Source organism: Spirillospora sp. NPDC048823 (assembly GCF_043198445.1).
Classification (GTDB): domain Bacteria; phylum Actinomycetota; class Actinomycetes; order Streptosporangiales; family Streptosporangiaceae; genus Spirillospora.
Window position 1 is genome coordinate 198,603 of sequence record NZ_JBICUT010000008.1, and the last position, 24,256, is coordinate 222,858.

Consider the following 24,256-nt stretch of genomic DNA (forward strand, 5'->3'; position numbering starts at 1 on the left):
GGGGGCCGGGGGGACCACCCCCAGGAAAGGACACCTATGAGCGTCGACGTCTTTCCCGTCTCGTCCGGTCAGGAGCGGATGTGGTTCCTCAGCCGGTTCGAGCCCGACCTCGCGGTCTACAACGTCTGCCTGTGGATGCCGATGCCGCGGGACACGGAGCCGGCGGCGGTCGGGGATGCGCTGGCGGCGCTGGCGGAGCGGCACGAACCGCTGCGCACCACGTTCGACTTCCGGGACGGGCAGGTCGTCCAGCTCGTCCATGCCGGGCTGCCGGCGGCCCTCGCCTCCACCGATCTCAGTGCGCTGCCCGAGCCGGAGCGGGAGGCCGAGTTCGACCGGCTCGCCCGCGGCGACGCGAGCCGGCCGTTCCCGCTGGACACCGCGCCGCTGTGGCGGGCGAGGCTGGTCCGGCTGGACGAGGAGGATCTGCGGCTGGTGTGGATCTGCGATCACACGATCTTCGACGGCGCCTCCTCGGCGATCTTCGTCGACGAGCTGTACGAGGTGCTGGCCGCGGCGGCCGGCGGGCGCCCCCCGGACCTGCCCGAACTGCGGATCCAGTACGCCGACTACGCCGCGTGGCAGCGCGGCCGGCTCACCGACGACTTCCTGGCCGGGGAACTGCGGTACTGGCGCCGGCGCCTGGAGGAGCTGCCCGCCGACCTCGGCCTGCCGGCCGACCGCCCCCGCCCCGCCGTCCGCACCTACGGCGGCGGGCTGCACCGGTTCGCGCTGTCGCCCGAGCTGACCGCGGAGGTCGACCGGCTGGCCAGGACGCTGGGCGTGACCCCGTTCATGGCGCTGCTGGGCGCGTTCAAGGCGGTGCTGGCGCGCTGGGCCGGGCGGTACGACATCACCGTCGGCTGCCCGATGGCCGGGCGGGTGCTGCCGGAGCTCGAACCCCTGATCGGGATGTTCGTCAACGCCGTCCTCGTCCGCACGGACCTGTCCGGCGACCCGTCGTTCCGGGAGGCGGCGCGGCGGGTGCGGGGCACCCTGCTGGACGCGATCGACCACCAGGAGATGCCCTTCGAGCGGCTGGTCGAGGCCCTGCAACCGCAGCGGGACCTCAGCCGGCCCCCGCTGTTCCAGGTGGCGTTCAACCTCGTCCCGTCCGACACCCGGGGGCAGATCGCCAACGGCACCACCAAGGTCGACCTGAGCCTGGACCTCAACGTCCGCGACGGCAGGATGCACGGGCGCCTGGAGTACGCCACCGACCTGTTCGACGCGGGGACGATCGAACGGCTCGCGAGCTGGTTCCAGACGTTCCTGTCCGCGGCGGTGCGGGATCCCGACCGGCCGATCTCCGCGCTCCCGCTGATGGACGAGCGGGAACGCGAGCGGATCCTGGCGGCCTCCCGCGGCCCCTCGATGCCGCTCGGCGCCGGCACGGTCCTCGCCGACCTGTTCACCGGTGCCGCACGCGACGACGACGTGGCCGTCGTCGCGCCGGACGGCGGCACGCTCGCCTTCGGCGAACTGCACGCCCGCGCCAACCGGCTGGCGCACTGGCTGCGCTCCCAGCGCGTCGGCCCCGGGACGCCCGTCGCGATCTGCGCCGAACGCTCGCCCGAACTCGTCGTCGGCGTGCTGGCGGTGCTCAAGGCCGGCGGCGTCTACACGCCGCTCGACCCGGACCATCCCTGGCAGCGGCTCGGCGCCCTCGTGGCCGACAGCGGGGCCCGCCTGGTGCTCACCCAGTCGCACCTGGCCGGCCGCCTGAGCAACCTGCCCGCCCGGCTCGTGCCGCTCGACGAGGACGGCGCGTGGCGCGGCCTGTCCGACGACGAGCCCGCACGCGTCAACCGCCCCGGCGACGCCGCCTACCTCCTCTACACGTCGGGGACGACCGGCAGGCCGAAGGGCGTCGTCACCGCCCACGAGGCGATCGTCAACCGGCTGGAGTGGATGCGGCGCTCCCACCCGCCGGGCCCGGTCGTCCTGCACAAGACCCCGATCAGCTTCGACGTGTCGGTGTGGGAGCTGTGCCTTCCGGCGGCGTGCGGCGCGGCCCTCGCCCTCGCCGCGCCCGGAGGCCACCGGGACCCGTCCTACCTGCGCGACCTCATCAAGGAGCGGCGGGTGACGACCGCGCATTTCGTGCCGTCGATGCTGGCGTCGTTCCTGGCCGCCGAGGGCGTCGAGGAGTGCCGGTCGCTGCGCCAGGTGATCTGCAGCGGCGAGGAGCTGTCCCGCGACCTGGCGGCCCGCTTCGCCGGCCGGCTGCCGGACGCCGCACTCCACAACCTGTACGGGCCGACCGAGGCCGCCATCGACGTCAGCGCCTGGCGGTGCGAACCGGGGGCGTCCGGGCCCGTCCCGATCGGCCGTCCCGTGCCCAACACCGCTCTGTACGTGCTGGACGAGCGGATGGCGCCGGTCCCGGACGGGATACCGGGTGAACTGCACATCGGGGGCGTCCAGCTCGCCCGCGGCTATCACGGGCGGCCCGGACGCACGGCGGCGTCGTTCGTCCCGGACCCGTTCGGCCCGCCGGGCTCCCGGCTCTACCGGACCGGCGACCTGGCCCGGCGGCGGGCCGACGGCGCGATCGAGTTCCTCGGCCGCATCGACACCCAGGTCAAGGTGCACGGCGTCCGCGTGGAGCTGGGCGAGATCGAGGCGGCGCTGGAGGCGCACCCGCGGGTGGAGCGGGCGGCGGCGGCGCTCCGCGATGACGCCCCCGGCGGGCCCGGCCTGGTCGCCTACGCGGTGTGGACCGGCGACCCGGCCGACATCACCGGGATGCTGCGCGACCACCTGTCCCGCAGGCTGCCCCCGACCGTGATGCCGCAGGCGTTCGTGGCGGTGGAGGAGCTGCCCGCGGGGTCCAGCGGCAAGCTCGACCGGGCGGCGCTCCCGTCCCCGGCGGGCGCCGGGCGCCGGACGCTCGCGACCGGCTACCGGGCCCCCGGCACCCCCGTTGAGGAGGAGCTGTGCGGGATCTGGCAGGACCTGCTCGGCCGGGACCGGGTCGGGGCGCTGGACGACTTCTTCGAGCTGGGCGGCCACTCCATGCTGGTCGTGGAGCTGATCAACCGCGTCAGCGCGGCCTTCGGCGTGGAACTCCCCCTTCGCCGCTGCTTCGAGATCACCACTGTGGAGGGGTACGCCCTGGAGATCCTGGAACATCGGCTCGGCGGGCAGGACCTGGACCGGCTGCTGGACGCCGTCACCGGGGAGCCCGAATCGTGAGCGATCTGAGCGAGCGCCTGGCCAGGCTGACCCCGCGGCAGCGGGCCGCGCTCGAACGGCGGCTGGGCGCCGCCGCGCCCGGGGCGCGGGAGCCGGGCATCCCCCGGCGGGCGGACGACGGCGCCCCGGTCCCGCTGTCCGCGGGCCAGGAGCGGTTGTGGTTCCTCCAGAAGTTCGACCCGGGCGACGCGTCGTACAACATGTTCATCGTCCTGCGGCTGCGGGGCAGGCTGGTCGAGCCGGCGCTGCGGCACGCGGTCGGCGAGATCGTCCGGCGGCACGAGATCCTGCGCACCCGCTTCCCCGCCGGCCGCGACGGGCGCCCCGTCCAGGTGGCGGACGCGGACGCGCGGGTCGAGCCGGAGCGGCTCGACCTGACCGGGCTGCCCGCCGGTGAACGCGAGGCCCGCGCCCGCGAACTCGTGGCCGGGCGCACCGGCCTCCCGTTCGACCTGGAGCGGGGACCCCTGCTGAGAACGCACCTGCTGCGGCTCGGAGACGACGACCACGTGCTGTGCGTGGTGCTGCACCACATCATCGCCGACGGCTGGTCGCTGAAGGTGTTCCTGTCCGAGCTGTCCGAGCTGTACGGGGCGGCCCTGGACGGGCGGCCGTCGCCGCTGCCGCCCCTGCCGATCCAGTACGGCGACTTCGCGGCCTGGCGGCGCGCCCGGCGGGAGCGGGACTCCGACGGCGACCGGCTCGCGTTCTGGACGGACGCGCTGGCCGGAGCGCCGACGCTGGAGGTCCCCGCCGACCGCCCGCGCCCCGCGGTGCGCACCTCGGCGGGCGACCACGTCGCGCTGGTCCTGCCCGCGGAGCTGGCCGGCCGGCTGGAGCGGCTGGGACGCACCCGGCGGGCCACGCTGTTCATGACCGTGCTCGCCGCGTTCCAGGTGCTGCTGTCGCGGCACGCCGGCCAGGACGACGTCTGCGTCGGCTCCGTCGTGGCGGGCCGGGACCGTCCCGAACTGGGACCGCTGATCGGCTTCTTCCCCAACACGATCGTGCTGCGCGGCGACCTGTCCGGCGATCCCTCCTTCGGCGAGCTGCTCGACCGGACCCGGGGCACCGTGCTGGACGCCTTCGCCCACCAGGACGTCCCCTTCGAGGAGCTGATCACCGCCGTCGGGGCGCGGCGCGACACCAGCCGCACGCCGCTGTTCCAGGCGATGTTCGCCATGCAGGACGCGGAGGCGGCGACCGCGGACCTGCCCGGCCTGGCCTGCGAGCCGTTCGAGCCGGGGGTCCGCCAGGCCAAGTTCGACCTCATGCTGGACGTCACCCGGCGGCCGGATGACATGCTCGCCTTCCTGTCCTACAACCGCGACCTGTGGGAGCGCGCCACCATGGAGCGGATGGCGGGCCGTTTCCGGCGCCTGCTGGAGCTCGTGGCCGATGGCGGCGACCCGTCCCTGTCCACCCTGTACCGGGAGATGCTCGGGGACGAGGAGCGCCGCACGCTGCTCGCGTTCGCCTCGGGCCCCGGCCCCGCGAGCGCCCCGGCCGCCTCGGACGCGCCGGACGCTCCGGAGGTTCCGGACGAGTCGCTGTCCCGGCAGGCCGCCCGTACCCCCGGCGCGGTCGCGGTGCGCCACGGCGGGCGCACCCTCACCTACGCCGAGCTGGACGCGCGGGCCGGCCGGCTCGCCGGTGCCCTGCGCGCGGCCGGTGCGGGCCCCGGCACGGTCGTGGCGGTCTGCGGGCCGCGTTCGCCCGAACTGGTCGCGGCCCTGTTCGCGGTGCAGCGCTCGGGCGCCGCGTACCTGCCGCTCGACCCCGCCCTCCCGTCCGCACGGCTGGAGTACATGGTCCGCGACGGCGGCGCCGCGCTGCTGCTCACCGACGGGTCGGCGCACGTCCCGGGAGTCGCCACGCTGCCACTGGACGCGGAGGACGCGACGGGCCCCGCGCCGCCCACCGCCGCCGCGGCGGCCGATCTGGCCTACGTCTGCTACACCTCCGGAACCACCGGACGTCCGAAGGGCGTGGAGGTCGAGCGCCGCGCGCTGGCGTCCCGCGTGCGCTGGATGCGCGAGGACTACGGGCTCGGCGCGGGAGACCGCGTGCTGCAGTTCGCCTCGATCGGCTTCGACACGCACGCCGAGGAGATCTACCCGGCGCTCGCCTCCGGGGCGGCGCTCGTCCTGCCTCCCGCGGGCATGCCGCTCCCGGACTTCTTCGGCACGCCCGAAGGTGCCGCGCTCACCGTCCTCGACCTGCCGACGTCCTACTGGCGGGAGCTGGTCTCGCACGGGGAGCGGATCCGCTGGCCGGAGGGCCTGCGGCTGCTGATCCTCGGCGCGGACCCGCTGCCGGGCGCGGCGCTGGCCGACTGGGCGCGCCTCGGCCGCGGCGGCGTGCGGCTGGTGAACACCTACGGCCCGACCGAGGCGACGATCATCGCCACGTCGGCCGACATGGATCCCGGCCGGGCGCAGTGGCGTCCCCCGATCGGGCGTCCGCTGCCCGGCACCCGCGTGCACCTGCTGGACGGCCGGCTCGACCCGGTGCCGATCGGCGCGGCCGGGGAGGTCTGCGTCGGCGGGGACGGGGTGGCCCGGGGCTACCGCGGCCTTCCCGCCGCGACCGCCGAGCGCTTCGTCGCCGACCCGCACGGGGCGCCGGGCGGCCGCCTCTACCGGACCGGCGACCTGGCCCGGTACCGGCCCGACGGCGCGCTGGAGTTCCTGGGCCGCGCCGACGACCAGGTGAAGCTGCGCGGGTACCGGATCGAGCCGGCGGAGGTCGAGGCCGTCCTGCTGGAGCATCCGGGGGTGGCCGGAGCGGCGGTGGTCGTGCGCGAGGACCGTCCCGGCGACGCGAGGCTGACCGCCTACGTCGTCCCCCGGGACGGTGCGCGGCCGGGGGCGGACGATCTGCGCGGGCATCTGGGCCGGGCGCTGCCTCCCTACATGGTCCCGGCCGCGTTCGTCCCCCTGGACCGCCTGCCGCTCACCCCCAACGGCAAGCTCGACCGGGCGGGGCTGCCCGAGCCCCCGCGGGGCGGCGGGGAGCGCGGGCACGCGCCGCCCGAGACGGCCGCCGAGGAACTGGTCGCCGGGATCTGGTGCGAGGTGCTGGGCATCGACCGCGCCGGGACCTCGGACGACTTCTTCGATCTCGGCGGGCACTCGCTGCTGGCCACCAAGGTGACCGCCCGGCTGGCCGCGACCCTCGAACTGGACGTCCCGGTCCGGACCGTCTTCTCGCACCGCACCCTGCGGGAACTCGCCGCCGAGGTGGAGCGGCTGCTCGCCGAGGAGATCGACCGGCTCACCGACGAGGAGGCGCGGGCCCGGCTAGATCCCGGCGAGCTCGGCGATCAGGCGTAGCTGCTCCATCCGGAGCCGCAGCGTCGGATGGACCAGGCCGACGATCAGGGTGGTGGCGCCCGCCTCGCGGTAGGCGGCGATGCGGTCGCGGACGTGCTCGGGCGGCCCGCAGACGGTCATCGCGTCGACCAGCTCGTCCGACATCGCCGCGACGGCCTCGGCCTGCCGTCCGGCCAGGAACGCCTCCTGCATCGCCCTGGCCTCGTCGGCGAAGCCGAGCCGCTGCGCGAGCCGGTTGTGGAAGTTCGTCTTCCGCGAGCCCATGCCGCCCAGGTACAGGGCCAGCATCGGGCGCATCATGTCGTAGGCGATGTCGAGGTCGTCCTCGACCAGGGTGAGGACCATCGGGGCGGTGTCGAAGCCGTCCAGGGACCGGCCGGAGCGGGCGGCGCCCTCCTCCAGCAGCGTGCGGCAGCCGGCCAGATACTCGGGCGGGACGTTGAGCGGGAGCCAGCCGTCGGCGATCTCACCGGTCAGCGCGACCGCCTTCGGCCCGATCGTCGCCAGGTAGACGGGCAGGTCCTCCTGGACGGGCGAGACGGCCAGCGACATCTCCTTGCCCTGCCCGCCCGGCAGCGGAACGGTCAGCGTCTCGCCCCGGTGCACGACCGGCTCGCGGGCCAGCGCCTTGCGGACGACCGCGATGTAGTCGCGGGACTCCGCCAGCGGACGGCCGTAGGGCAGCCCGTGCCATCCCTCCACCAGCTGCGGCCCGGAGAATCCGAGCCCCAGGCGGAACCGGCCCCCGGAGATCTGGTCGATCGTCGCCGCGGTCATCGCCGCGGCGACGGGACGGCGCGCGGGCATCTGGAGGATCGCGGTGCCCAGCCCGATCCGCTCGGTGCGTCCCGCCAGCCACGCCATCAGGGCGGCGGGGTCGGTGCCGTAGGTCTCCGCCGCCCACACCGAGTCGTAGCCGAGCCGTTCGGCCTCGGCGACCAGCTCCAGATGGTGGGCGGGCCGCAGCCCCGTGTTGCCCCAGTAGCTCAGGCTGTATCCGAGACGCATCCGGCGCTCCCCAGTTCTTCGGCGATGACGGCGGCCAGCTCGTCCGGGGCGGTCTCGGCCAGCCAGTGGGAGGCGTCCAGCCCCCGCAGGACGGGGCGGTGCGCGGTCTGCCGCCGCCAGCCCAGCAGCCCGCCCCGCGTCAGGGTGGTGTCGCGCCGCCCGTACAGGACGGTGATCGGCGTGCCGAGCGGGGCGGCCGCCGGGCGGTGCCGGTACCCGGCGAGCATGCCGAAGTCGGCGCGCAGCGCGGGTTCCAGGACCGGCCGCAGCGACTCCCGTGCGGCGATCTCGTCCGGGACGCCGCCCATGCCGATCAGCTCGTCCCAGAACAGGTCCGAAGGCAGCGCGTGCAGCCCGCGCGGCAGGACCGCGACGTCCGGGGCGGCGAACGAACCGACGATCAGCCGTGCCGCGGGGCGCTCCAGCGCCCGGCACGTCAGGTAGGCCAGCAGGGCGCCGCTGCAGTACCCGAACAGCGCGAACGGCTCCGGGACGAGCCGGGTGAGGTCGGCCGCGAGGTCCGCCGCGAACGGGTCCAGGTCGGTGCGGGGCGGTTCGGCCAGGCGTGCCTGCCGTCCCGGCGGGCTGACCGACCAGACCTCCACGTCGCCGGGGAGGCGGCCGGCCAGCGAGCCGGCCGACGCGGGCCCGCCACCGGCATGCGGGAAGATCACCAGCCGGATCCGCGCCCCGGGGCGCGCCTCGACCGGGACGAACAGCGGTGCGCTCATGCCGGCCCTCCCAGATGCGCGGCCAGCTCGGCGGGCGTCGGATGCTCGAACACCGTCCGCACGTCCACCTCGGTGCCCGCGATCTCCTCCAGGGCGCTCACCAGCCGCACCGCGAGGATCGAGTGCCCGCCGTGCAGGAAGAAGTTGTCGCGCGCGCCCAGGCCGGGGCGTTTCAGCGTCTCCCGCCACAGCCCGACCAGGCGCTCCACCAGCTCGGGTTCGCCCGGGGACGGCGCGGCGGCGGGTGCGGCCGGAGCGTCCTGCGGCGCCGGGAGGCGGGCGTAGTCGATCTTGCCGTTGGGGGTCGCCGGGAGGCCGTCCAGCAGCGTGAACCCCGAGGGCACGGCGTAGTCGGGCAGCCGGGCGCGGGCGTGCCGCCACAGCTCCTCGGCCAGCCCGCCGCCGGGCGCGGCGGCGTCCGGCTCGACGTAGGCGACCAGCCGCCCGTCGCCCTGCGGGTCGCCCACCAGGGTGACGGCGGCGGCCCGGACCCCGCGGTGCTCGTGCAGCACCGCCTCGACCTCGCCCGGCTCGATGCGGTGGCCGCGCAGCTTCACCTGCCGGTCGGCCCGTCCGAGCAGCTCCAGGGCGCCGTCGTGCCGCACCCGGGCCCGGTCGCCGGTCCGGTAGAACCGGCCGTGCCGGGGATGGTCGCCGAAGCGCTCGGCGGTCAGGCCGGGCCGGGCCGGGTAGCCCAGGCTCACCCCGTCGCCCGCGATGCACAGCTCCCCCGGCACGCCCGGCGGCAGTTCCCGGCCCGCCGCGTCCAGGACGAAGACCCGCGTGTTGGCGAGGGGGGCGCCGACCGGGACGGGATCCTCCGGCGCTCCGGTGATCTCGGCGGCGGTCGACCAGATCGTGGTCTCGGTCGGGCCGTACACGTTGAACAGGCGGCACCCGGCCGCCAGCAGCCGCCGGGCGAGCGCGGCGGGCATCGGCTCCCCGCCGCACAGCACCGTCCGGCCCCGGAGTTCCTCTCCGGCCTCGGCCGCGACCAGCCGCCACGCGGTCGGCGTGGCCTGGATCACGGCGACGTCGTGCCGCTCGATCAGGCCCAGGAAGGCGGACGGCTTCAGCTGCGCCTCGTCCGGCGCCACGACCAGCGGCGCCCCGCACAGCAGCGGCAGGAGCAACTCCAGCCAGGAGATGTCGAAGGACGTGGTGGTCGCCCAGAGCACGGGATCGCCCGGCCCGCACCCGAGCCGGTCGGCGAAATCGCAGACCAGGTTGAGCAGGTTGCGGTGGGAGACCGCGACGCCCTTGGGCCGGCCCGTCGATCCCGAGGTGTGGATCACGTAGGCGGCGGCCCCCGGCTCGGGGGCGCCCCGGTCCAGCAGCTCACCCGGCCCGGCCTCGGCCGGAACCGGGAGGACCGGCCGCCGGCCGGCCCATCCGGCGCTCTCGCCGGGGTGCACCAGCACGACGCGCGCGCCCGCGTCCTCGACCTGGTAGGTCAGCCGCGCCTCCGGTTGCCGCGCGTCCAGCGGCAGGTACGCCGCGCCCGCCGCCCACACCCCGAGCACCGACGCCGCCATGGCCGCCGACCGGCCCAGCGCCAGCGCCACGACCTCTCCCGGCCCGGTGCCGTGCGCGCGCAGCAGGTCGCGCACCGCGACGGCCCGCGCGATCAGTTGCGCGTAGGTGACGGTGTCGTCGCCGTCCACGACCGCGACGGCGTCGGGCGACTCGGTGGCCCGCCCGGCGATGCGCCGCACGAGCGTTCCCGGCCCGTCCCATGCCCGGTCCGTGCCGTTGAGCGCGTCGAGCACCTCGCGGTCGCCGGCCGAGGCCAGGCCCAGCTCGGCGACCGGGCGGCCGGCGTCCTCGGCCGCCTCCTCCAGCAGCACCTGCATCCGCGCGATGTACGACGCGATCTCCGCCTCGTCGTGCACCTCGGTGCTGTGCCACGCGCGCAGCGTGAAGCGGCCCGGCTCGGGGACGGCGACGCACTGCAGGTCGAGCCGGCTGCGATCGAACAGGTCCTCGATGTAGGCGGGGACCTCGCCGGTGATCGCGATCTGCTCGTCGGTCCAGGGCCGGTAGTTGAACATGTGCCGGAACAGCGGGACGCGCCAGTCGCCGGTGCCGTGTCCGCGCTCGGTGATCACCGTCTCCACCGAGACGTCCGCGTGTTCCACGCCTTCGAAGAACGCCTCCGCCACCTGCCGCACCAGGTCGGCGAACCCGGCGCCCGGGTCGGGGCGGACCCGGAGCGGCAGGGTGCTGACCCCGTAGCCGACGCTGCGGCGGGTGGCGGGGCGCCGGGTGGTGACCGGTACCCCGATCACCAGGTCGGGGCCCGCTCCGTGGCGCAGCAGCATCAGCGCGAACGCGCTCATCAGGATGATGTTGTCCGTCACCTGGAGCAGGCCGCGCAGCCGTTCCAGCGCGTCCCGCGCGGACGCCGTCATCTCCCAGCTGCAGGTGTGCCCGGCGAACGTCGGGCGCCGCGGCGCCGGACGGGTGCCCGGCAGCACCATCGCCTCGGGTTCGGCGCCGCGCAGCCGGTCCGTCCAGTAGCGCAGGGAGACGGGGTCGGGCTCCGGCTCGGCCAGCAGCGGCGCGGGCCCGTCCAGCTCCCCGGGGACGGCGCGCCCCTCGGCGACGGCGTCGTACAGCCTCCCGATCTCCTCGACCAGGAGCTGGACGGCCGGCGCGTCGATCACGATGTGGTGGGCGGCCAGGCACACCACGCTGGAGCCGTCCGGGAGGACGAAGTGCCCGGCCCGGAACAGCAGGTCGCGGCCGAGGTCGAACGGCTCGTCCAGGAACGCCTGGAGATCGCCGACCAGCGCCTCCTCGGTGGTGGTGTCGGTCGGCACCTCGATCCGCGCGTCGCCGGGGCCGGTGAGGTGGCGCAGCGGGACGCCGTCCACCTCGGGGAACCGCAGGCGCAGCGCGGGCTGCCGGGCGACCAGCCGCTCCACCGCGGTCTGCAGCGGGTACCAGCGCAGGGGACGGGCGGTGCGGAACGCGATGCCGATGTTGGAGACGCCGGTGCCGGGGGCGAGCCGCTCCAGCATCCAGAACGCGTGCTGGGTGCGCGACAGCGGGCGCAGCGGCTCGGCCGGGTCGGGCAGGCCCGCGACCCGCGTGTTCTCCGGCGCCGCCGCGGTCTCCCGCACCGGCGGGGCGCCGCCGGTCTTCGGGGCCGCCGGGCCGGTGACGGGGACGGCCCAGTGCCGTTCGCGCCGGTAGGGGTAGGCGGGCAGCGGGACGCGGCGCGGCGGGCGGTCGGGGTCCAGTGCCGCCCAGTCGACCGGCTGGCCCATCGTCCACAACCGCCCCAGGGTTTCGAGGACGGGACGTACGCCGCCCTGGCCGCCGGCCTCGAACGACGCCAGGGCCGCCGCGGGACCGCCGTCCCGGCACAGCCGGGTGAGATCGTCTCCCGGCCCCGCTTCCAGGACCACATCGGCCCCGGTCGCGCGCAGCTCCCGCAGGTGGCCGTCCACGGACGGCGCGACCGGGCCGGGCAGGGCGGCGGCCGCCGCGTCGCCGAGTTCGCGCGTTCCCCGCAGCACGTCCGCGACGATCCCGCCGACGCCGTGACCCACCAGCGCGTGCGGATGCAGGCCCCATGCCCGCCACATCCGTGCGAGGGCGTACTCGAAGGTGAACAGCAGCGCCCCGGCCTCCGGGCCGGTCTCCGGCATCTCTCCCGACGTCCAGAGGTCGTAGACGTCCAGGCCCTCGTCTTCGAATCGTTCCAGCACGACGTCGGCGGTCTCGGTGAAGGTGCGCTCGGTGCCGTAGAGGCCCTGCGGGAGCCGCCCGGTGAAGGCACCGGGAAAGGCGAAGGCCACTTTCGGGGCGCCCGCCTCGGTCGCCGGCGCCTCCCCGCCGAGCGCCTCCCCGCCGAGCGCCGCGGCGGCTTCGGCGGCGTCGGAGCAGACCGCCGCGCCGCGGTGGGAGCGGGCCGCCCGGCCCTGCTGCAGTGTCGCGACCGTGTCCTCGAAGTCCCCGGCGCCGGAGGCGAAGTGCCGGGCCAGGCCCGCGCGCACCGCGGCCGCCGCGCCTGCGTCGTGCCCGGACCAGACCACCAGCCGCGGCCTGCGATCCGGCAGGGGCGGCGGGGCGGGCGGCCCCTCCGCCACGACCAGGCAGGCGTGCACGTCGCCGGTGGCCCGGTCGCACACCAGGGCCTGCCGGGACGTGCCTTCCCCGCGCGGCCAGGCGCGGCTCTCGCCGACGATGTCGAACGGGCCCGACCGGATCGCGGGATGCGGGGTGCGGGCGTTGACGGTCGCCGGGATCCTGCCCCGTTCCAGCGACAGCAGGACCTTGAGGAGCTCCGCCACACCCGCGGCCGAGGCGAGGTCGCCCACCGCGGACGTCACCGACCCCAGCGGTACCGGCCCTCCGATGACCTCACCGAGCGCGGCCAGTTCCGCGAGGTCCTCGGCCGGGACGCCCGACCCGCGGGCCTCCACGTAGCCGATGGCGTCCGCCTCGACGCCGGCCGCGTCCAGCGCTTCGGCGGCGCACCGGGAGGACCCGGCCGGATCGTGCGACGTGGCGCCGCCGCGGACGACGCCGAGAACGCGGGCGCCGTCCAGGATCGCCTCCGAGAGGCGCCGCAGCACCACGACCCCGGCGCCGCTGCCGGGGACCGTCCCCGCGCCACGGGCGTCGAAGGGGCGGCACCGGCCGTCGGGCGCGTACCGCGAGCCCGGCGCCCACCGGTAGCCGTGACCGTAGGGCATGCGGATGTGGCCGCCGCCCGCGACGGCGATGTCGCAGTCGCCCGACCGCAGTGCCTCGCACGCCAGATGCACGGCCGCCAGGGACCCGGTCGAGATGCCGACGCAGGGCCCCCGCAGCCCGAGCATCGCCGCCACGGAGGCGGCCGGGTCGGGTCCCGGTGAATCGTCGCGCAGGTTCAGGTCCCGGTAGCGGCCCGCGCCGGAGGCCGCGAACACCCCCGTGTGCCCGCCCATCGCCGAGACGTCCAGGCCGGCGCCTTCGAGGGCGGAATGCGCCAGTTCGGTGAGGACCCGCGCCTGCGGGTCGCAGCGCCGCGCCTCCTCGTCCGTCAGGCCGAAGAACGCGGCGTCGAACCCGGCGGCGTCCGGCATGAGCGCCGCCGCCCGCACGTAGGACGGATCGGCCAGTTCCTCCGGGCTCACCCCGGCGCGCAGCAGGTCGCCGTCGGCCAGTGCGGTCACGGCCTCGCGCTCGCCGCTCAGCCCGTCCCAGAACTCCCCCAGCCCGGGGGCGCCGGGCAGCCGGCAGGCCGCGCCCACCACGGCGATCGGTTCCGGCACATGATCGTCCATGGTCCCCGCCCTCAGCGTGCGTCCCCGCGGCGGCTCCGCGACCGCACCCGTTGCGACGACGGCGCCCGCCTGCGCCGCGCCGCCGCGTCGCCGCGCCGCGGGGCGTCCGGCCGTCCCGCCGTGGCGCCCACGAACCCGAGCAGCGCCGCCAGATTGGGATTGGCGAACAGCTCGGTGATCGGGAACTCCAGGCCCAGCCGTTCGGTGATCCGGTCGTGCATCTCGACCAGGGCGAGCGAGTCCATCCCCGCCTCGAAGAAGTTCTCCTCCGGCAGGGCGGGACGCCCCAGTGCCTCGGCGACCATCTGCGAGATCACGGCGGCCAGGTCGCTCACTTCAGGCATCCCGGATCTCCTTCGCGGTTCCGACGAGGGTAACGGTACCGACCAGAAGATCTTTTCCGGGAGTCTTCCGCGGTAACACCTCGATGTCACCGGTGGGACGTGAGACCGGGCCCGGCGTCCTTGCTGGACGCCGGGCCCGGGGGGGCCGAGGCGGGCCGCCATCGGCGAGGCGGGATCGTGATGGCGGTGGCCCCGGCCGGGGGGCGCTACCGGACGGGGAGGCCGGTGACGGTGCGGCCGATGACCAGGCGCTGGATCTCGCTGGTGCCCTCGAAGATCGTGAAGATCTTGGCGTCCCGGTGCATCCGCTCGACCGGGTACTCGCGGGTGTAGCCGTTGCCGCCGAGGATCTGGATGGCCTCCTCGGTGACGTTCACCGCCATCTCGCTCGCCATCAGCTTGGCCATCGAGCCCTCGGCGTTGTCGAAGTCCTTGCCGGTGCGGGCCATCCACCCGGCGCGCCACACCATCAGCCGGGCCGCGTCCAGCCGGCACTTCATGTCGGCGAGCTTGAACGCGACGGCCTGGAAGTCGCCGATCTTCTTGCCGAACTGCTCGCGCTCCTGCGCGTACTGCAGCGCGTAGTCGTAGGCTGCACGGCCGACGCCGAGCGCCATCGCGCCGACCGACGGGCGGGTGGTCTCGAACGTCTTCAGCGCGGCCTGGCCCTTGGAGCGCTTGCCCTCGCGGGTCCGCGCGATGCGCTCGTCGAACTTGTCCTTGCCGCCGATGATGAGGTGGCTCGGGATGCGCACGTCCTCGAGGATGACCTCGGCGGTGTGCGAGGCGCGGATGCCGTGCTTCTTGAACTTCTGGCCCTGCCGCAGCCCCGGGGTGTTCGGCGGGACGATGAAGCTGCCCTGGCCGCGGCTGCCGAGGTCGGGGTGCACGGACGCCACGATGATGTGGACGTCGGCGATGCCGCCGTTGGTGGCCCAGGTCTTGGTGCCGTTCAGCACCCACTCGTCCTTCGCCTCGTCGAAGACGGCGCGGGCGCGGATGGCGCCGACGTCGCTGCCGGCGTCGGGCTCGGAGGCGCAGAACGCGCCGAGCTTGACGTCGTCGGGGGTGCCGAACATCTGCGGCACCCACTCGGCGGCCTGCTCCTGGGTACCGACGGCGGCGACCGACGCGGCGGCGAGACCGGTGCCGACGATGGAGAGCCCGATGCCCGCGTCGCCCCAGAAGATCTCCTCGAACGCCACCGGGATGCCGAGCCCGGTCGGCTCCAGCCACTGGGTGGCGAAGAAGTCCAGCGAGTAGAGACCGACCTTGGACGCCTCCTGGATCAGCGGCCAGGGCGTCTCTTCGCGTTCGTCCCACTCCTCGGCCGCGGGACGGATGATGTCCCTGGCGAACTCGTGCACCCAGTCCCTGACCTGGCGAACGTCCTCACTGGGCTCCAGCGAGAACGGTGTCGGCTCCGCGCTCGTCATGATTAATAGACCCTCTCTCCAATATCGTGTTACCAACGGTAGCACCATCTGACGTTACCGTGGGTAACACCGTGGCGTGAGTCACAGCGCGAGGGCGGCCCCCCGGCCGAGGGCTACCTGCGGCCGGGCGAGAACGACCGCGCGGCGGCATAGCCGGAGACCTCGATCATCGGGGGCCGCTCCCCCACCGCCACGTCGGTGGTCCGGGCGTCGTGCCCGTCCGGGCCGCGGCGGAACCGCGTCAGCGCGGTCGCCGGGGCCTCCAGGGGCATCATCCGGCCGTGCCGCTCCAGCCGCGACCAGGCCGTCAGCATGATCTGCCCCGACATCGCGCCGAGCGCCTCGGTCGACTGGTGCGCGTGCACCCTCCGGCCGAGATCGACCTGCGCGATCGCGTCCAGCCCGGAGTCCTGGTAGACGTCGAGCAGGAGGCCGAGCTCCACGCCGTAGCCGGTGACGAACGGCAGCCGCTCCAGCAGCGCGCGGCGTCCCGCGTACTCGCCGCCGAGCGGCTGCATGACGCCGGCGAGCATCGGCCAGTGCAGGTTGATCAGGGGGCGCGCGACCAGCTCGGTCACCCGGCCCCCGCCGCCCTCGACGCGCCGGTCGCCGTCGACGAGAGGGCGGTCATAGCAGCCCTTGACGTAGCCGACGGACGGGTCGGTCAGCAGCGGCCCGAGCAGCCCGGTCACGTAGGAGGAGGTGAACTCGCGCAGGTCGGCGTCGACGAACACGATCAGGTCGCCGGACGTCGCGGCCAGGGACTTCCACAGCGCCTCGCCCTTGCCGGACATGCGGCCCTGGCCGGGCAGGACGGCGTCCTGGGCGACCACCTCGGCGCCCGCGGCGGCGGCCACGGCGGCGGTCCTGTCCCCGGAGCGGGAGTCGACCACCACGATCTCGTCCACCAGCGGCATCCGCTCGACGAGGTCGGTGCGGACGGCCGCCACGATCGCGCCGACCGTCGCCTCCTCGTCGCGCGCGGGCAGCACGACGCTGATCCTGGCGTCACCCTTGGCGGCGAGCAGCCGGCGCGGCGCCCAGTCCGCCGCCGCGCTGGTGCGGCGGCGCAACCACGAAGCGACCTCAGGCAGCACGCGCTCTCCCTCCGTGCGGACCGTCCCGGACGGACGTCCGGACGGGACGTCCCGGACCGGGCGTCCCCCTCACCTACAGGAAACGCCAGATCCTCCCAGATCATTCACCGTTGGCACGGGACAAGGCGGACCGACCCGAAGAGTTAACACGAGCACAACACGCCGGTCATTCGGCGGCGTGCTTGTCCAGGAACTCGTAGACGTCGGCGTCGTCCACGCCGGGGAAGGCGCCGGGCGGGAGGACGGACAGGACGTGCGAGTGCGCACGGGCGGACGGCCAGGCCATACCCTCCCACCGGTCCGAGAGCGCCTTCGGGGGCCGCTGGCAGCAGTCGCCGTCCGGGCAGGACGACTTGCGGCGCCGGGTCGTCTCCCGGCCGCGGAACCAGCGCGAGTCCTCGAACCGCACGCCCAGCGTGATCGCGAAGTCGCGCTCATGGCTGGGGTCTATGTGCGACAGGCACCAGTACGTGCCCTTGGGGGTGTCGGTGTACTGGTAGTAGACCGAGAAGCGGTCCTCGGCGCCGAACACGTGCCGCCCGGCCCAGTCGCGGCACATCCGCTGACCCTCGATCGCGCCGTCCTCGTCCTGCGGGAACGCGAGGCCGTCGTTGGCGTACGCCTTGTAGATGGTGCCGTTCTCGTCGTTCTTGGTGAAGTGGAGCTGCAGGTCCAGATGGTGGGTCGCGACGTTGGTGAAGCGGTGCGCGGCCATCTCGTAGGAGACGGAGAAGACGTCCGCGAGGTCCTCCACCGACAGCTCGCGCGCCGCCTTCGCCTCCTGCAGGAACGGGACGACGCTGCGCTCGGGCATCAGGATCGCGGCGCCGAAGTAGTTGGCCTCGACGCGCTGGCGCAGGAAGTCGGCGAAGTCGCGCGGCTGGTCGTGGTCGAGCGCGATGTGCCCGAGGGTCTGCAGCAGGATCGTCCGCGGCGTGTGCATGCCGAGCTGCTCGCGCTCCAGGTAGATCCGCCGGTTGCGCAGGTCGGTGATGGACCGGACGGAGCGCGGCAGGTCCTGGACGTACTGCAGGCTGAAGCCGAAGTGGCCGACGAGCGTCATCAGCAGGCCCTGCGACACCGCGCCGCGCCGGTAGCCGACGGAGTCGAGTGTCTGCGAGGCGATCGCCTCGATCTCGGCGAAGTGGTTGCCGCGCTCGTGCATCTGGCGGCGCAGTTCGGCGTTGGCCTTGCGCGCCTCCTCCGGGCTCGCGGTCGGCTTGGTCCGGCTGCGCTTCAGCTCGCCGTACAGCGCGAGGATGTGCTCGATCACCTCGTTCGGCATCCGCTTGCCGACCTTGAGGTGCGACAGCCCGAGCGTCCGGTAGAGCGGGTCGCGCTGCGCCTCCTCCAGCTGGATCTCCAGCTGGGCGCGCCGGCTGGGCGGCTGGCGCCGCAGCAGCTCCTCCACCGGGCACTCCAGCGCGGCGGCGAGGGCCTGCAGCAGCGACAGCTTGGGCTCGCGCCGCCCGTTCTCCAGCAGCGACAGCTGGGACGGGGCGCGGCCCACGCGCTCGCCGAGCTCCGACAGCGTCAAGCCACGGCCGCGCCGCAGATGGCGGAGCCGCTGCCCGAAGGTGACGAGATCTACGTCACTCGTCAAGTTGAGGGGTTCTTCTGGCCGCAAGGTCGTCACGGCTTGATAGTACCGGAAATTTCGCAGTTCTTCTGTTACTTGCGAGTTCATTAAGGGGTTGCAGCCGGGGCATAGTCGAGCCAAGCACCCAGGGGACGACACGGAAGGGCGAGACGATGAGTGATAGTCGCCTCAAGGGCGCAGCCGAAGAGCTGCAGCGACAGTGGGAGACCGACCCTCGCTGGAAGGACGTCGAGCGGACCTACTCGGCCGAGGACGTCGTGCGGATCCGCGGCTCGGTCCAGGAGGAGCACACCCTCGCGCGCCTCGGCGCCGAGCGCCTGTGGAGCCTCCTGCACGAGGAGGACTACGTCCACTCCCTCGGCGCGCTGACCGGGCTGCAGGCCGTCCAGCAGGTGAAGGCCGGCCTCAAGGCCATCTACCTGTCGGGCTGGCAGGTCGCCGCCGACGCCAACCTGGCGGGCCAGACCTACCCGGACCAGAGCATCTACCCGGCGAACTCGGTCCCGGCCGTCGTCCGCCGCATCAACAACGCGCTCCTGCGCGCCGACCAGGTCCAGTGGGCCGAGGGCCAGGGCGACACGCACTTCCTCGCCCCGATCGTGGCCGACGCCGAGGCCGGCTTCGGCGGCGTGCTGAACGCCTTCGAGCTGATGAAGGGCATGATCGCCGCAGGCGCCGCGGGCGTGCACTGGGAGGACCAGCTGGCCTCCGAGAAGAAGTGCGGCCACCTCGGCGGCAAGGTGCTGATCCCGACCTCGCAGCACGTCAAGACGCTGAACACCGCCCGCCTCGCGGCCGACATCTCCAACGTGCCCTCCCTGATCATCGCGCGGACCGACGCCGAGGCCGCGACCCTGATCACGACGGACGTGGACGAGCGCGACCGCGAGTTCATCACCGGCGAGCGCACCGCCGAGGGCTTCTACCGGGTCCGCAACGGCATCGAGCCCTGCATCGCCCGCGCCAAGGCCTACGCGCCGCACTCCGACCTGATCTGGATGGAGACCGGCACCCCGGACCTGGAAGTGGCCCGCAAGTTCGCCGAGGCCGTCAAGGCCGAGTACCCGGACCAGATGCTGGCCTACAACTGCTCGCCGTCCTTCAACTGGAAGGCGCACCTGGACGACGCGACCATCGCCAAGTTCCAGCGCGAGCTCGGCCACATGGGCTTCAAGTTCCAGTTCATCACCCTGGCCGGTTTCCACGCGCTCAACTACGGCATGTTCGACCTGGCCCACGGCTACGCCCGCGACGGCATGACCGCCTACGTCGACCTGCAGGAGCGCGAGTTCGCGGCGGCCGAGAAGGGCTTCACCGCGGTCAAGCACCAGCGCGAGGCCGGCACCGGCTACTTCGACATGGTCAGCACCGCGATCAGCCCGGACTCGTCGACCACGGCGCTGAAGGGCTCGACGGAAGAGGGCCAGTTCCACTGAGCCGGCTCCACCTTCCGGTCTGATCCCCAGGACCCCGGAGGCCCCCGCGTCCCTACACCCGCGGGGGCCTTCTGGCGTCCTCACCCGGGACGGCACGGGTTCTGTGCGAAATTACGTGGTGAGGCGCCGCCCGCGTGCCTAGGCTCCCGGCAAGTGGGCGTTCTTCCATGGGTGTGGTGGTACGGCTTCCGCCGCCACACGGCGTATCCGCTCGGTTCCCTCACCGAATCGGTGACCAACACCGCCTTCGGCTTCATGCGGGCGTACGTCCTGCTCGCGCTCTGGGAGGTGCGTCCCTCCCTCGGCGGCTACGACGCCGCCGACGCCGTCACCTTCTGCTTCATCACCCAGGCGCTGATCGGCCCCGTCCAGATCTTCGGCGGGATGGACCTCACCGAGCGCATCCGCAACGGCGACGTGGCGATCGACCTGCACCGGCCCGTCGGACTGCAGGGCTGGTGGCTCGCCGACGACCTCGGCCGCGCGGCCGCCTCGCTGCTCCTGCGCGGCGGCCCGCCGCTGGTGGCCGGGGCGATGGTCTTCCCGTTCCGCTGGCCGGGACCGGAGGGCCTCGCCGCTTTCGCGGTGGCGCTGCCGCTGGCCGTGATGGTGGGCTTCGGGCTGCGCTACCTGGTCGCGCTGGGGATGTTCTGGCTGCACGACGACCGCGGCCTGCACGCCGTCACGCTCGTGATGTCCCTGTTCTTCTCCGGGATGATCCTGCCGCTGGTCGTGTTCCCGGGGGCGCTCGGCACGGTCGCGCAGGCGCTGCCGTGGTCGGCGCAGATCCAGGTGCCCGCGGACGTGTTCCTCGGCCGCCACACCGGCGCCGGGCTGATCGGCGCACTGGCCTTCCAGGCGGCGTGGGCCGCGGCGCTGCTCGGGGCCGGCGCGCTGCTGACACGGGCGGCCCGGCGCAAGCTGGTGGTGCACGGTGGGTGACACGCCGGCCGGGGCCGTCCGCATGTACGGGCTGCTCGCCTGGACGTGGATCCGGGCGGCGGCCCAGTACCCGGTGTCGATGGTGCTGCTGGCGCTCGCCACGGCGGTCGTCACCGGGCTGGACGCCGCCGCGATCGGGCTGCTGTTCTCCCAGGCCCCGCGCATCGCCGGGTTCGGCGCCTCGGAGGTGCTGTTCCTGTACGGGACGTCGGCGCTGTCGTTCGGGATCTCCGACATCCTGCTCGGCACCACCGAGCGGCTGGGCCAGCATGTGCGGCAGGGGACGCTGGACGCGATGCTGGTGCGTCCGGTCAGCCCGCTCGTCCAGGTCGCGACGGAGGACTTCTCGCCCCGGCGCTTCGGCAAGCTGGTCCCCGCGGTGGCGGTGCTCGCGTTCGCGCTGAGCCGGGTGGAGGTGGCCTGGACGCCGGGCCGGGCGGCGATGGTCCCGGTCATGGTGCTGTCCGGGACGGTGATCTTCGCGGCGCTGTGGGTGCTGGCGGGCGCGGTGCAGTTCGTGCTGATCGACAGCCACGGCGCGAGCAAGTCCGTCACCTACGGGGGCGCCTTCCTGACGCAGTACCCGATGACCATGTTCGGGCGGGACTTCGTCCGCGGCGTGACGTTCGTCGTGCCGCTGGCGTTCGTGAACTGGCAGCCCGCGCTGTACGTCCTCGACCGCCGCGACCCGCTCGGGCTGCCGGACGCGGCGCGGTTCGCGTCCCCGGCGGTGGCGGCCGTACTGTGCGCGGCCGCGGCGCTGGCGTGGCGGGCGGGGATGCGGCGCTACCGATCGACAGGGAGCTGATGCGGGTGCCGATGATCGAGGCCGGGAACCTCGTCAAGTCCTTCACCATCCGCAAGCGGGCGGCCGTCCTGCGGCGGTCGCGCACGACCCTGCGCGCCGTGGACGGGGTGTCGTTCACCGTCGAGCCCGGCGAGTTCGTCGGCTACCTCGGCCCGAACGGCGCCGGGAAGTCCACGACGATCAAGATGCTGACCGGCATCCTCACCGCGTCGTCCGGCGAGCTGCGGGTGTGCGGGCTGGACCCGTCGCGGCGGCGCACGTCGCTCGCGCGCCGGATCGGCGTGGTGTTCGGGCAGCGGACGACGCTGTGGTGGGACCTGCCGCTGCGCGACAGCCTGGCCCTCGTCCGGCGGCTCTACCGGGTCGAGGCGGCCGCGCACCGGGTGCGGCTCGCCGAGCTGACCGCGCTGCTGGAGCTGGAGCCGTTCCTGGACATCCCTGTCCGCCAGCTCAGCCTCGGCCAGCGGATGCGCGGCGACCTGGCCGCGGCCCTCCTGCACGATCCCGAGCTGCTGGTGCTGGACGAGCCGACGATCGGCCTGGACGTGGTGAGCAAGGCGACCGTCCGCGACTTCCTGGAGCGGGTCAACGCCGAGCGGGGCACCACGATTCTGCTGACCACGCACGACCTCGGCGACATCGAACGGCTCTGCCGCCGCGTCATGATCATCGACCATGGGCGGCTGGCCTACGACGGCGGGCTGGACGAGCTGCGCCGGACCGTGGACGCCGACCGGCTGCTGATCGTCGAGCTGGCGCGGCCGAGCCCGCCGATCAGGCTGGACGGGATCGAGGCGGAGCGGGTGGAGGGGCCCCGGCAGTGGCTGCGGCTGCCGAACGCGGTGAACGCCGCGGCGGTCGTGGCCGAACTGGCGCGGGGCCACGAGATACGCGACATCTCGCTGCGGGAGGCGGGCATCGAGGAGGTCCTCGCCGGGCTCTACCGTGGCGAGCACGCATACCGGCATCCCGGCCGCCCGGTCGCGCCCTAGCCATGTCCGTCGGCCCGTGTCCGGTGGCCCGTGTCCGGTGGGCCCGTGTCCGGCGGGTCAGGGCTCGTTTCTCGAGGTCCGGCGTTCCAGGGCGGTGTAGAAGTCGATGTCGGCGGCGTCCTCGTCGCGGTGGGGACTCCAGCGGCGCGGCGCCCAGCTCGGCATCAGCAGCGCGAGCCCCATCATGCCGAACACGCCCGAGCCGAGCAGCATGCGCAGCCCGAAGTCCATGTCGCCGGCCGGCGGCACCTTGCCCGGCAGGTCGAGGACGCGGTCCGGGTCGATCAGGAAGTAGGCCGAGAAGCCGAGCAGCGCCAGCGCCGGGATGAGCGAGACCAGCGGCGACGCCCACCGCGCAACGATGATCACGCCCATCACCAGGCCCACGGCGGCGAGGAGGGCGAACGCCCCGTAGATGCGGGTGCGATCGGTGATCTCCTGCCCGGTGCCGTCGAAGGACTGGCCGGCCTGGACGTAGCCCCATGCGGCGCCGTACACCAGAGCGGGTGTCAGCAGGACGCCGAGGACGAAGCCGAACGCATGGCGCACCGCGCATCACATCCATTCGCACGCGCCCACCGGGCGCGGGAGGTTCCGTAGCGCCTCAATCAGAACATGCACATCGGGCATGGCGCAGTAAATCCGTACTGATAACCGAGAGTGGCGATCTTCCGCTGGTGACACGGTACGGGGCGCTGACCACCACGTGGTCGATCTGTGGTGTTTCGTTTTAAGTGTCCTGCTGCGGGCATCGGCGTTCCATTCGATCCGACGCACGTTGGAGGAAACAATGTCGACCGCGATATGGGTCGTCATCGCCGTTGTCGTCGTCGCCGCGCTGATCGCGGCCGTGTTCCTCGCCCGGACCCGGGCGCGGACGCAGCGGCTGAGGCGGCGATTCGGCCCCGAATACGACCGGACGCTGGAGAGCGAGGGCGGCCGCACGGCCGCCGAGCGCGAGCTGCGCTCCCGCGAGCAGCGCCATGACGAACTCGAACTGCACGATCTCGACCCGCGGCGGCGCGAGCAGTACCGCGAACAGTGGGTCCGAGTCCAGGAGCGCTTCGTCGACACCCCGGAGGCGGCGGTCGAGCAGGCCGACGGCCTCGTCACCGTGGTGATGGGCGAGCGCGGCTACCCGACGCACGGGTTCGAGGACAAGGTCGCCCACCTGTCGGTGGAGCACGGCCGCACGATGGAGCACTACCGCAGCGCCCACGCGATCAGCGGCCGGGCGGCGGACAAGCAGGCCTCCACCGAGGACCTGCGGCAGGCCATGGTGCACTACCGCGCCCTGTTCGACGAGCTGCTGTCCGCCCCCGGCGAGCGGCCGCCCGCCGGCGGGACGGGTGCGGCCGCCCCGGCGGCGACCGCCGGACCGGCCGGGCACCGCGACGACCAGGCACCGAGGAGCTGACCCCCGATGGAGCACAGGCGACCCGACGACATGGCGCCGGGCACCGGCGCCGGGTTCACCGCCGACGAGCGCGCCCGGGCGGCCGGGACGGCCGATCCCGGCGTGGCCGGTGACACCCGCGTCGCCGGGACGGCACCGGGGCAACCCGTCATGGACGCGCCCGAACCCGTCCCCGACACCGCACCCGATCCGATCCCCGCGGCGGGCGGCGACCGCGGGAGGGTGGCCGCCGCCGTCCCGGATCCGGCTCCCGCCGGGACCCCGGCGAAGCTGCTCGATCCGGCGGAGTCCGAGCGGTTGAGGGAACGCTGGCGCGAGGTGCAGTCCGCGTTCGTCGACGACCCCGGCCGGTCCGTGCGCAAGGCGGACGACCTCGCGTCCGAGGCCGTCGACGCGCTCGGGCGCGCGATCGCCGAGCACCGGCGGACGCTCTCGGACGGGCTGAAGCACCGGGAGCGCGCCGACACCGAGCAGCTCCGGCTGGCGCTGCGCGGCTACCGCGACCTCCTGGACCGCATCTTCGCCGCCTGAGCGGCGCCCGGTCCGAGCGCCGGCGATGGGCGCCGGACCGGCCAGGGACCTGGCGTCCCGTCGCGCGCCCGTCTCGTCAAAACGGCCGGCGAGGGTGAATAC

Annotated in this window: 16 protein-coding genes; 8 read left to right on the forward strand and 8 right to left on the reverse strand. The window is 74.1% G+C overall.

Annotated features, from left to right (window positions below; all coding sequences use genetic code 11):
• Positions 1 to 36 precede the first annotated feature (36 nt).
• Positions 37 to 3,198 (forward strand): amino acid adenylation domain-containing protein, encoded by a 3,162-nt coding sequence (locus tag ACGFK0_RS20375; RefSeq protein ID WP_392906773.1) that lies wholly within the window; start codon positions 37 to 39, stop codon positions 3,196 to 3,198.
• A complete protein-coding gene (locus ACGFK0_RS20380; protein WP_392906774.1) occupies positions 3,195 to 6,533 on the forward strand; it encodes an amino acid adenylation domain-containing protein in 3,339 nt (1,112 codons plus the stop codon). Before ACGFK0_RS20375 ends, ACGFK0_RS20380 begins: the two co-directional genes overlap by 4 nt.
• Here the strand turns inward: ACGFK0_RS20380 and ACGFK0_RS20385 are convergent.
• From ACGFK0_RS20385 to ACGFK0_RS20415, 7 genes are all read right to left on the reverse strand, one after another.
• The gene (locus ACGFK0_RS20385; protein ID WP_392906776.1) at positions 6,501 to 7,541 is read right to left on the reverse strand and encodes an LLM class F420-dependent oxidoreductase; all 1,041 of its coding nucleotides are present in this window, start codon (positions 7,539 to 7,541) and stop codon (positions 6,501 to 6,503) included. The genes ACGFK0_RS20380 and ACGFK0_RS20385 overlap by 33 nt on opposite strands.
• Complete coding sequence (locus tag ACGFK0_RS20390; protein WP_392906777.1) at positions 7,520 to 8,272, reverse strand: thioesterase II family protein; 753 nt, start codon at positions 8,270 to 8,272, stop codon at positions 7,520 to 7,522. Before ACGFK0_RS20390 ends, ACGFK0_RS20385 begins: the two co-directional genes overlap by 22 nt.
• Positions 8,269 to 13,551 (reverse strand): amino acid adenylation domain-containing protein, encoded by a 5,283-nt coding sequence (locus ACGFK0_RS20395; RefSeq protein WP_392906778.1) that lies wholly within the window; start codon positions 13,549 to 13,551, stop codon positions 8,269 to 8,271. The genes ACGFK0_RS20390 and ACGFK0_RS20395 overlap by 4 nt, the downstream gene beginning before the upstream one ends.
• An 11-nt stretch (positions 13,552 to 13,562) precedes the next feature.
• Positions 13,563 to 13,895: an acyl carrier protein gene (locus ACGFK0_RS20400; protein ID WP_392906780.1), complete on the reverse strand. Its 333-nt coding sequence runs from the start codon at positions 13,893 to 13,895 to the stop codon at positions 13,563 to 13,565.
• A gap of 206 nt (positions 13,896 to 14,101) precedes the next feature.
• Positions 14,102 to 15,331: an acyl-CoA dehydrogenase family protein gene (locus ACGFK0_RS20405; RefSeq protein ID WP_392906782.1), complete on the reverse strand. Its 1,230-nt coding sequence runs from the start codon at positions 15,329 to 15,331 to the stop codon at positions 14,102 to 14,104.
• Positions 15,332 to 15,444: 113 nt separating this feature from the next.
• A complete protein-coding gene (locus tag ACGFK0_RS20410; protein ID WP_392906783.1) occupies positions 15,445 to 16,428 on the reverse strand; it encodes a glucosyl-3-phosphoglycerate synthase in 984 nt (327 codons plus the stop codon).
• A gap of 166 nt (positions 16,429 to 16,594) precedes the next feature.
• The gene (locus tag ACGFK0_RS20415; protein WP_392906785.1) at positions 16,595 to 18,031 is read right to left on the reverse strand and encodes a helix-turn-helix domain-containing protein; all 1,437 of its coding nucleotides are present in this window, start codon (positions 18,029 to 18,031) and stop codon (positions 16,595 to 16,597) included.
• A gap of 149 nt (positions 18,032 to 18,180) precedes the next feature.
• Here ACGFK0_RS20415 and aceA point away from each other — a divergent pair, with 149 nt between their 5' ends.
• From aceA to ACGFK0_RS20435, 4 genes are all read left to right on the forward strand, one after another.
• A complete protein-coding gene (gene aceA / locus ACGFK0_RS20420; RefSeq protein WP_392906786.1) occupies positions 18,181 to 19,464 on the forward strand; it encodes an isocitrate lyase in 1,284 nt (427 codons plus the stop codon).
• Between the two features lie 153 nt (positions 19,465 to 19,617).
• Complete coding sequence (locus ACGFK0_RS20425) at positions 19,618 to 20,406, forward strand: ABC transporter permease (RefSeq protein ID WP_392906788.1); 789 nt, start codon at positions 19,618 to 19,620, stop codon at positions 20,404 to 20,406.
• Entirely contained in the window at positions 20,399 to 21,214 is an 816-nt protein-coding gene (locus tag ACGFK0_RS20430) for an ABC transporter permease (protein WP_392906789.1), read from the forward strand. Before ACGFK0_RS20425 ends, ACGFK0_RS20430 begins: the two co-directional genes overlap by 8 nt.
• The gene (locus ACGFK0_RS20435; RefSeq protein WP_392906790.1) at positions 21,214 to 22,206 is read left to right on the forward strand and encodes an ATP-binding cassette domain-containing protein; all 993 of its coding nucleotides are present in this window, start codon (positions 21,214 to 21,216) and stop codon (positions 22,204 to 22,206) included. Before ACGFK0_RS20430 ends, ACGFK0_RS20435 begins: the two co-directional genes overlap by 1 nt.
• A gap of 57 nt (positions 22,207 to 22,263) precedes the next feature.
• Here ACGFK0_RS20435 and ACGFK0_RS20440 read toward each other — a convergent pair whose 3' ends face one another.
• A complete protein-coding gene (locus tag ACGFK0_RS20440) occupies positions 22,264 to 22,755 on the reverse strand; it encodes a hypothetical protein (RefSeq protein WP_392906791.1) in 492 nt (163 codons plus the stop codon).
• 241 nt (positions 22,756 to 22,996) lie between these two features.
• On the opposite strand from ACGFK0_RS20440, the gene ACGFK0_RS20445 reads away from it, so the two are divergent.
• Positions 22,997 to 23,623: a hypothetical protein gene (locus ACGFK0_RS20445; RefSeq protein ID WP_392906792.1), complete on the forward strand. Its 627-nt coding sequence runs from the start codon at positions 22,997 to 22,999 to the stop codon at positions 23,621 to 23,623.
• 6 nt (positions 23,624 to 23,629) lie between these two features.
• Entirely contained in the window at positions 23,630 to 24,154 is a 525-nt protein-coding gene (locus ACGFK0_RS20450; protein WP_392906793.1) for a hypothetical protein, read from the forward strand.
• The last annotated feature ends 102 nt before the right edge of the window (positions 24,155 to 24,256 follow it).

What these genes read in the sequence shown, in the direction of transcription:
- ACGFK0_RS20375 (WP_392906773.1), top strand. Translation starts at nt 37, where the DNA reads ATGAGCGTCGACGTCTTTCCCGTCTCGTCCGGTCAGGAGCGGATGTGG.
- ACGFK0_RS20385 (WP_392906776.1), bottom strand. Translation starts at nt 7,541, where the DNA reads ATGCGTCTCGGATACAGCCTGAGCTACTGGGGCAACACGGGGCTGCGG.
- ACGFK0_RS20390 (WP_392906777.1), bottom strand. Translation starts at nt 8,272, where the DNA reads ATGAGCGCACCGCTGTTCGTCCCGGTCGAGGCGCGCCCCGGGGCGCGG.
- ACGFK0_RS20395 (WP_392906778.1), bottom strand. Translation starts at nt 13,551, where the DNA reads ATGGACGATCATGTGCCGGAACCGATCGCCGTGGTGGGCGCGGCCTGC.
- ACGFK0_RS20400 (WP_392906780.1), bottom strand. Translation starts at nt 13,895, where the DNA reads ATGCCTGAAGTGAGCGACCTGGCCGCCGTGATCTCGCAGATGGTCGCC.
- ACGFK0_RS20405 (WP_392906782.1), bottom strand. Translation starts at nt 15,331, where the DNA reads ATGACGAGCGCGGAGCCGACACCGTTCTCGCTGGAGCCCAGTGAGGAC.
- aceA (WP_392906786.1), top strand. Translation starts at nt 18,181, where the DNA reads ATGAGTGATAGTCGCCTCAAGGGCGCAGCCGAAGAGCTGCAGCGACAG.
- ACGFK0_RS20435 (WP_392906790.1), top strand. Translation starts at nt 21,214, where the DNA reads ATGCGGGTGCCGATGATCGAGGCCGGGAACCTCGTCAAGTCCTTCACC.
- ACGFK0_RS20445 (WP_392906792.1), top strand. Translation starts at nt 22,997, where the DNA reads ATGTCGACCGCGATATGGGTCGTCATCGCCGTTGTCGTCGTCGCCGCG.
- ACGFK0_RS20450 (WP_392906793.1), top strand. Translation starts at nt 23,630, where the DNA reads ATGGAGCACAGGCGACCCGACGACATGGCGCCGGGCACCGGCGCCGGG.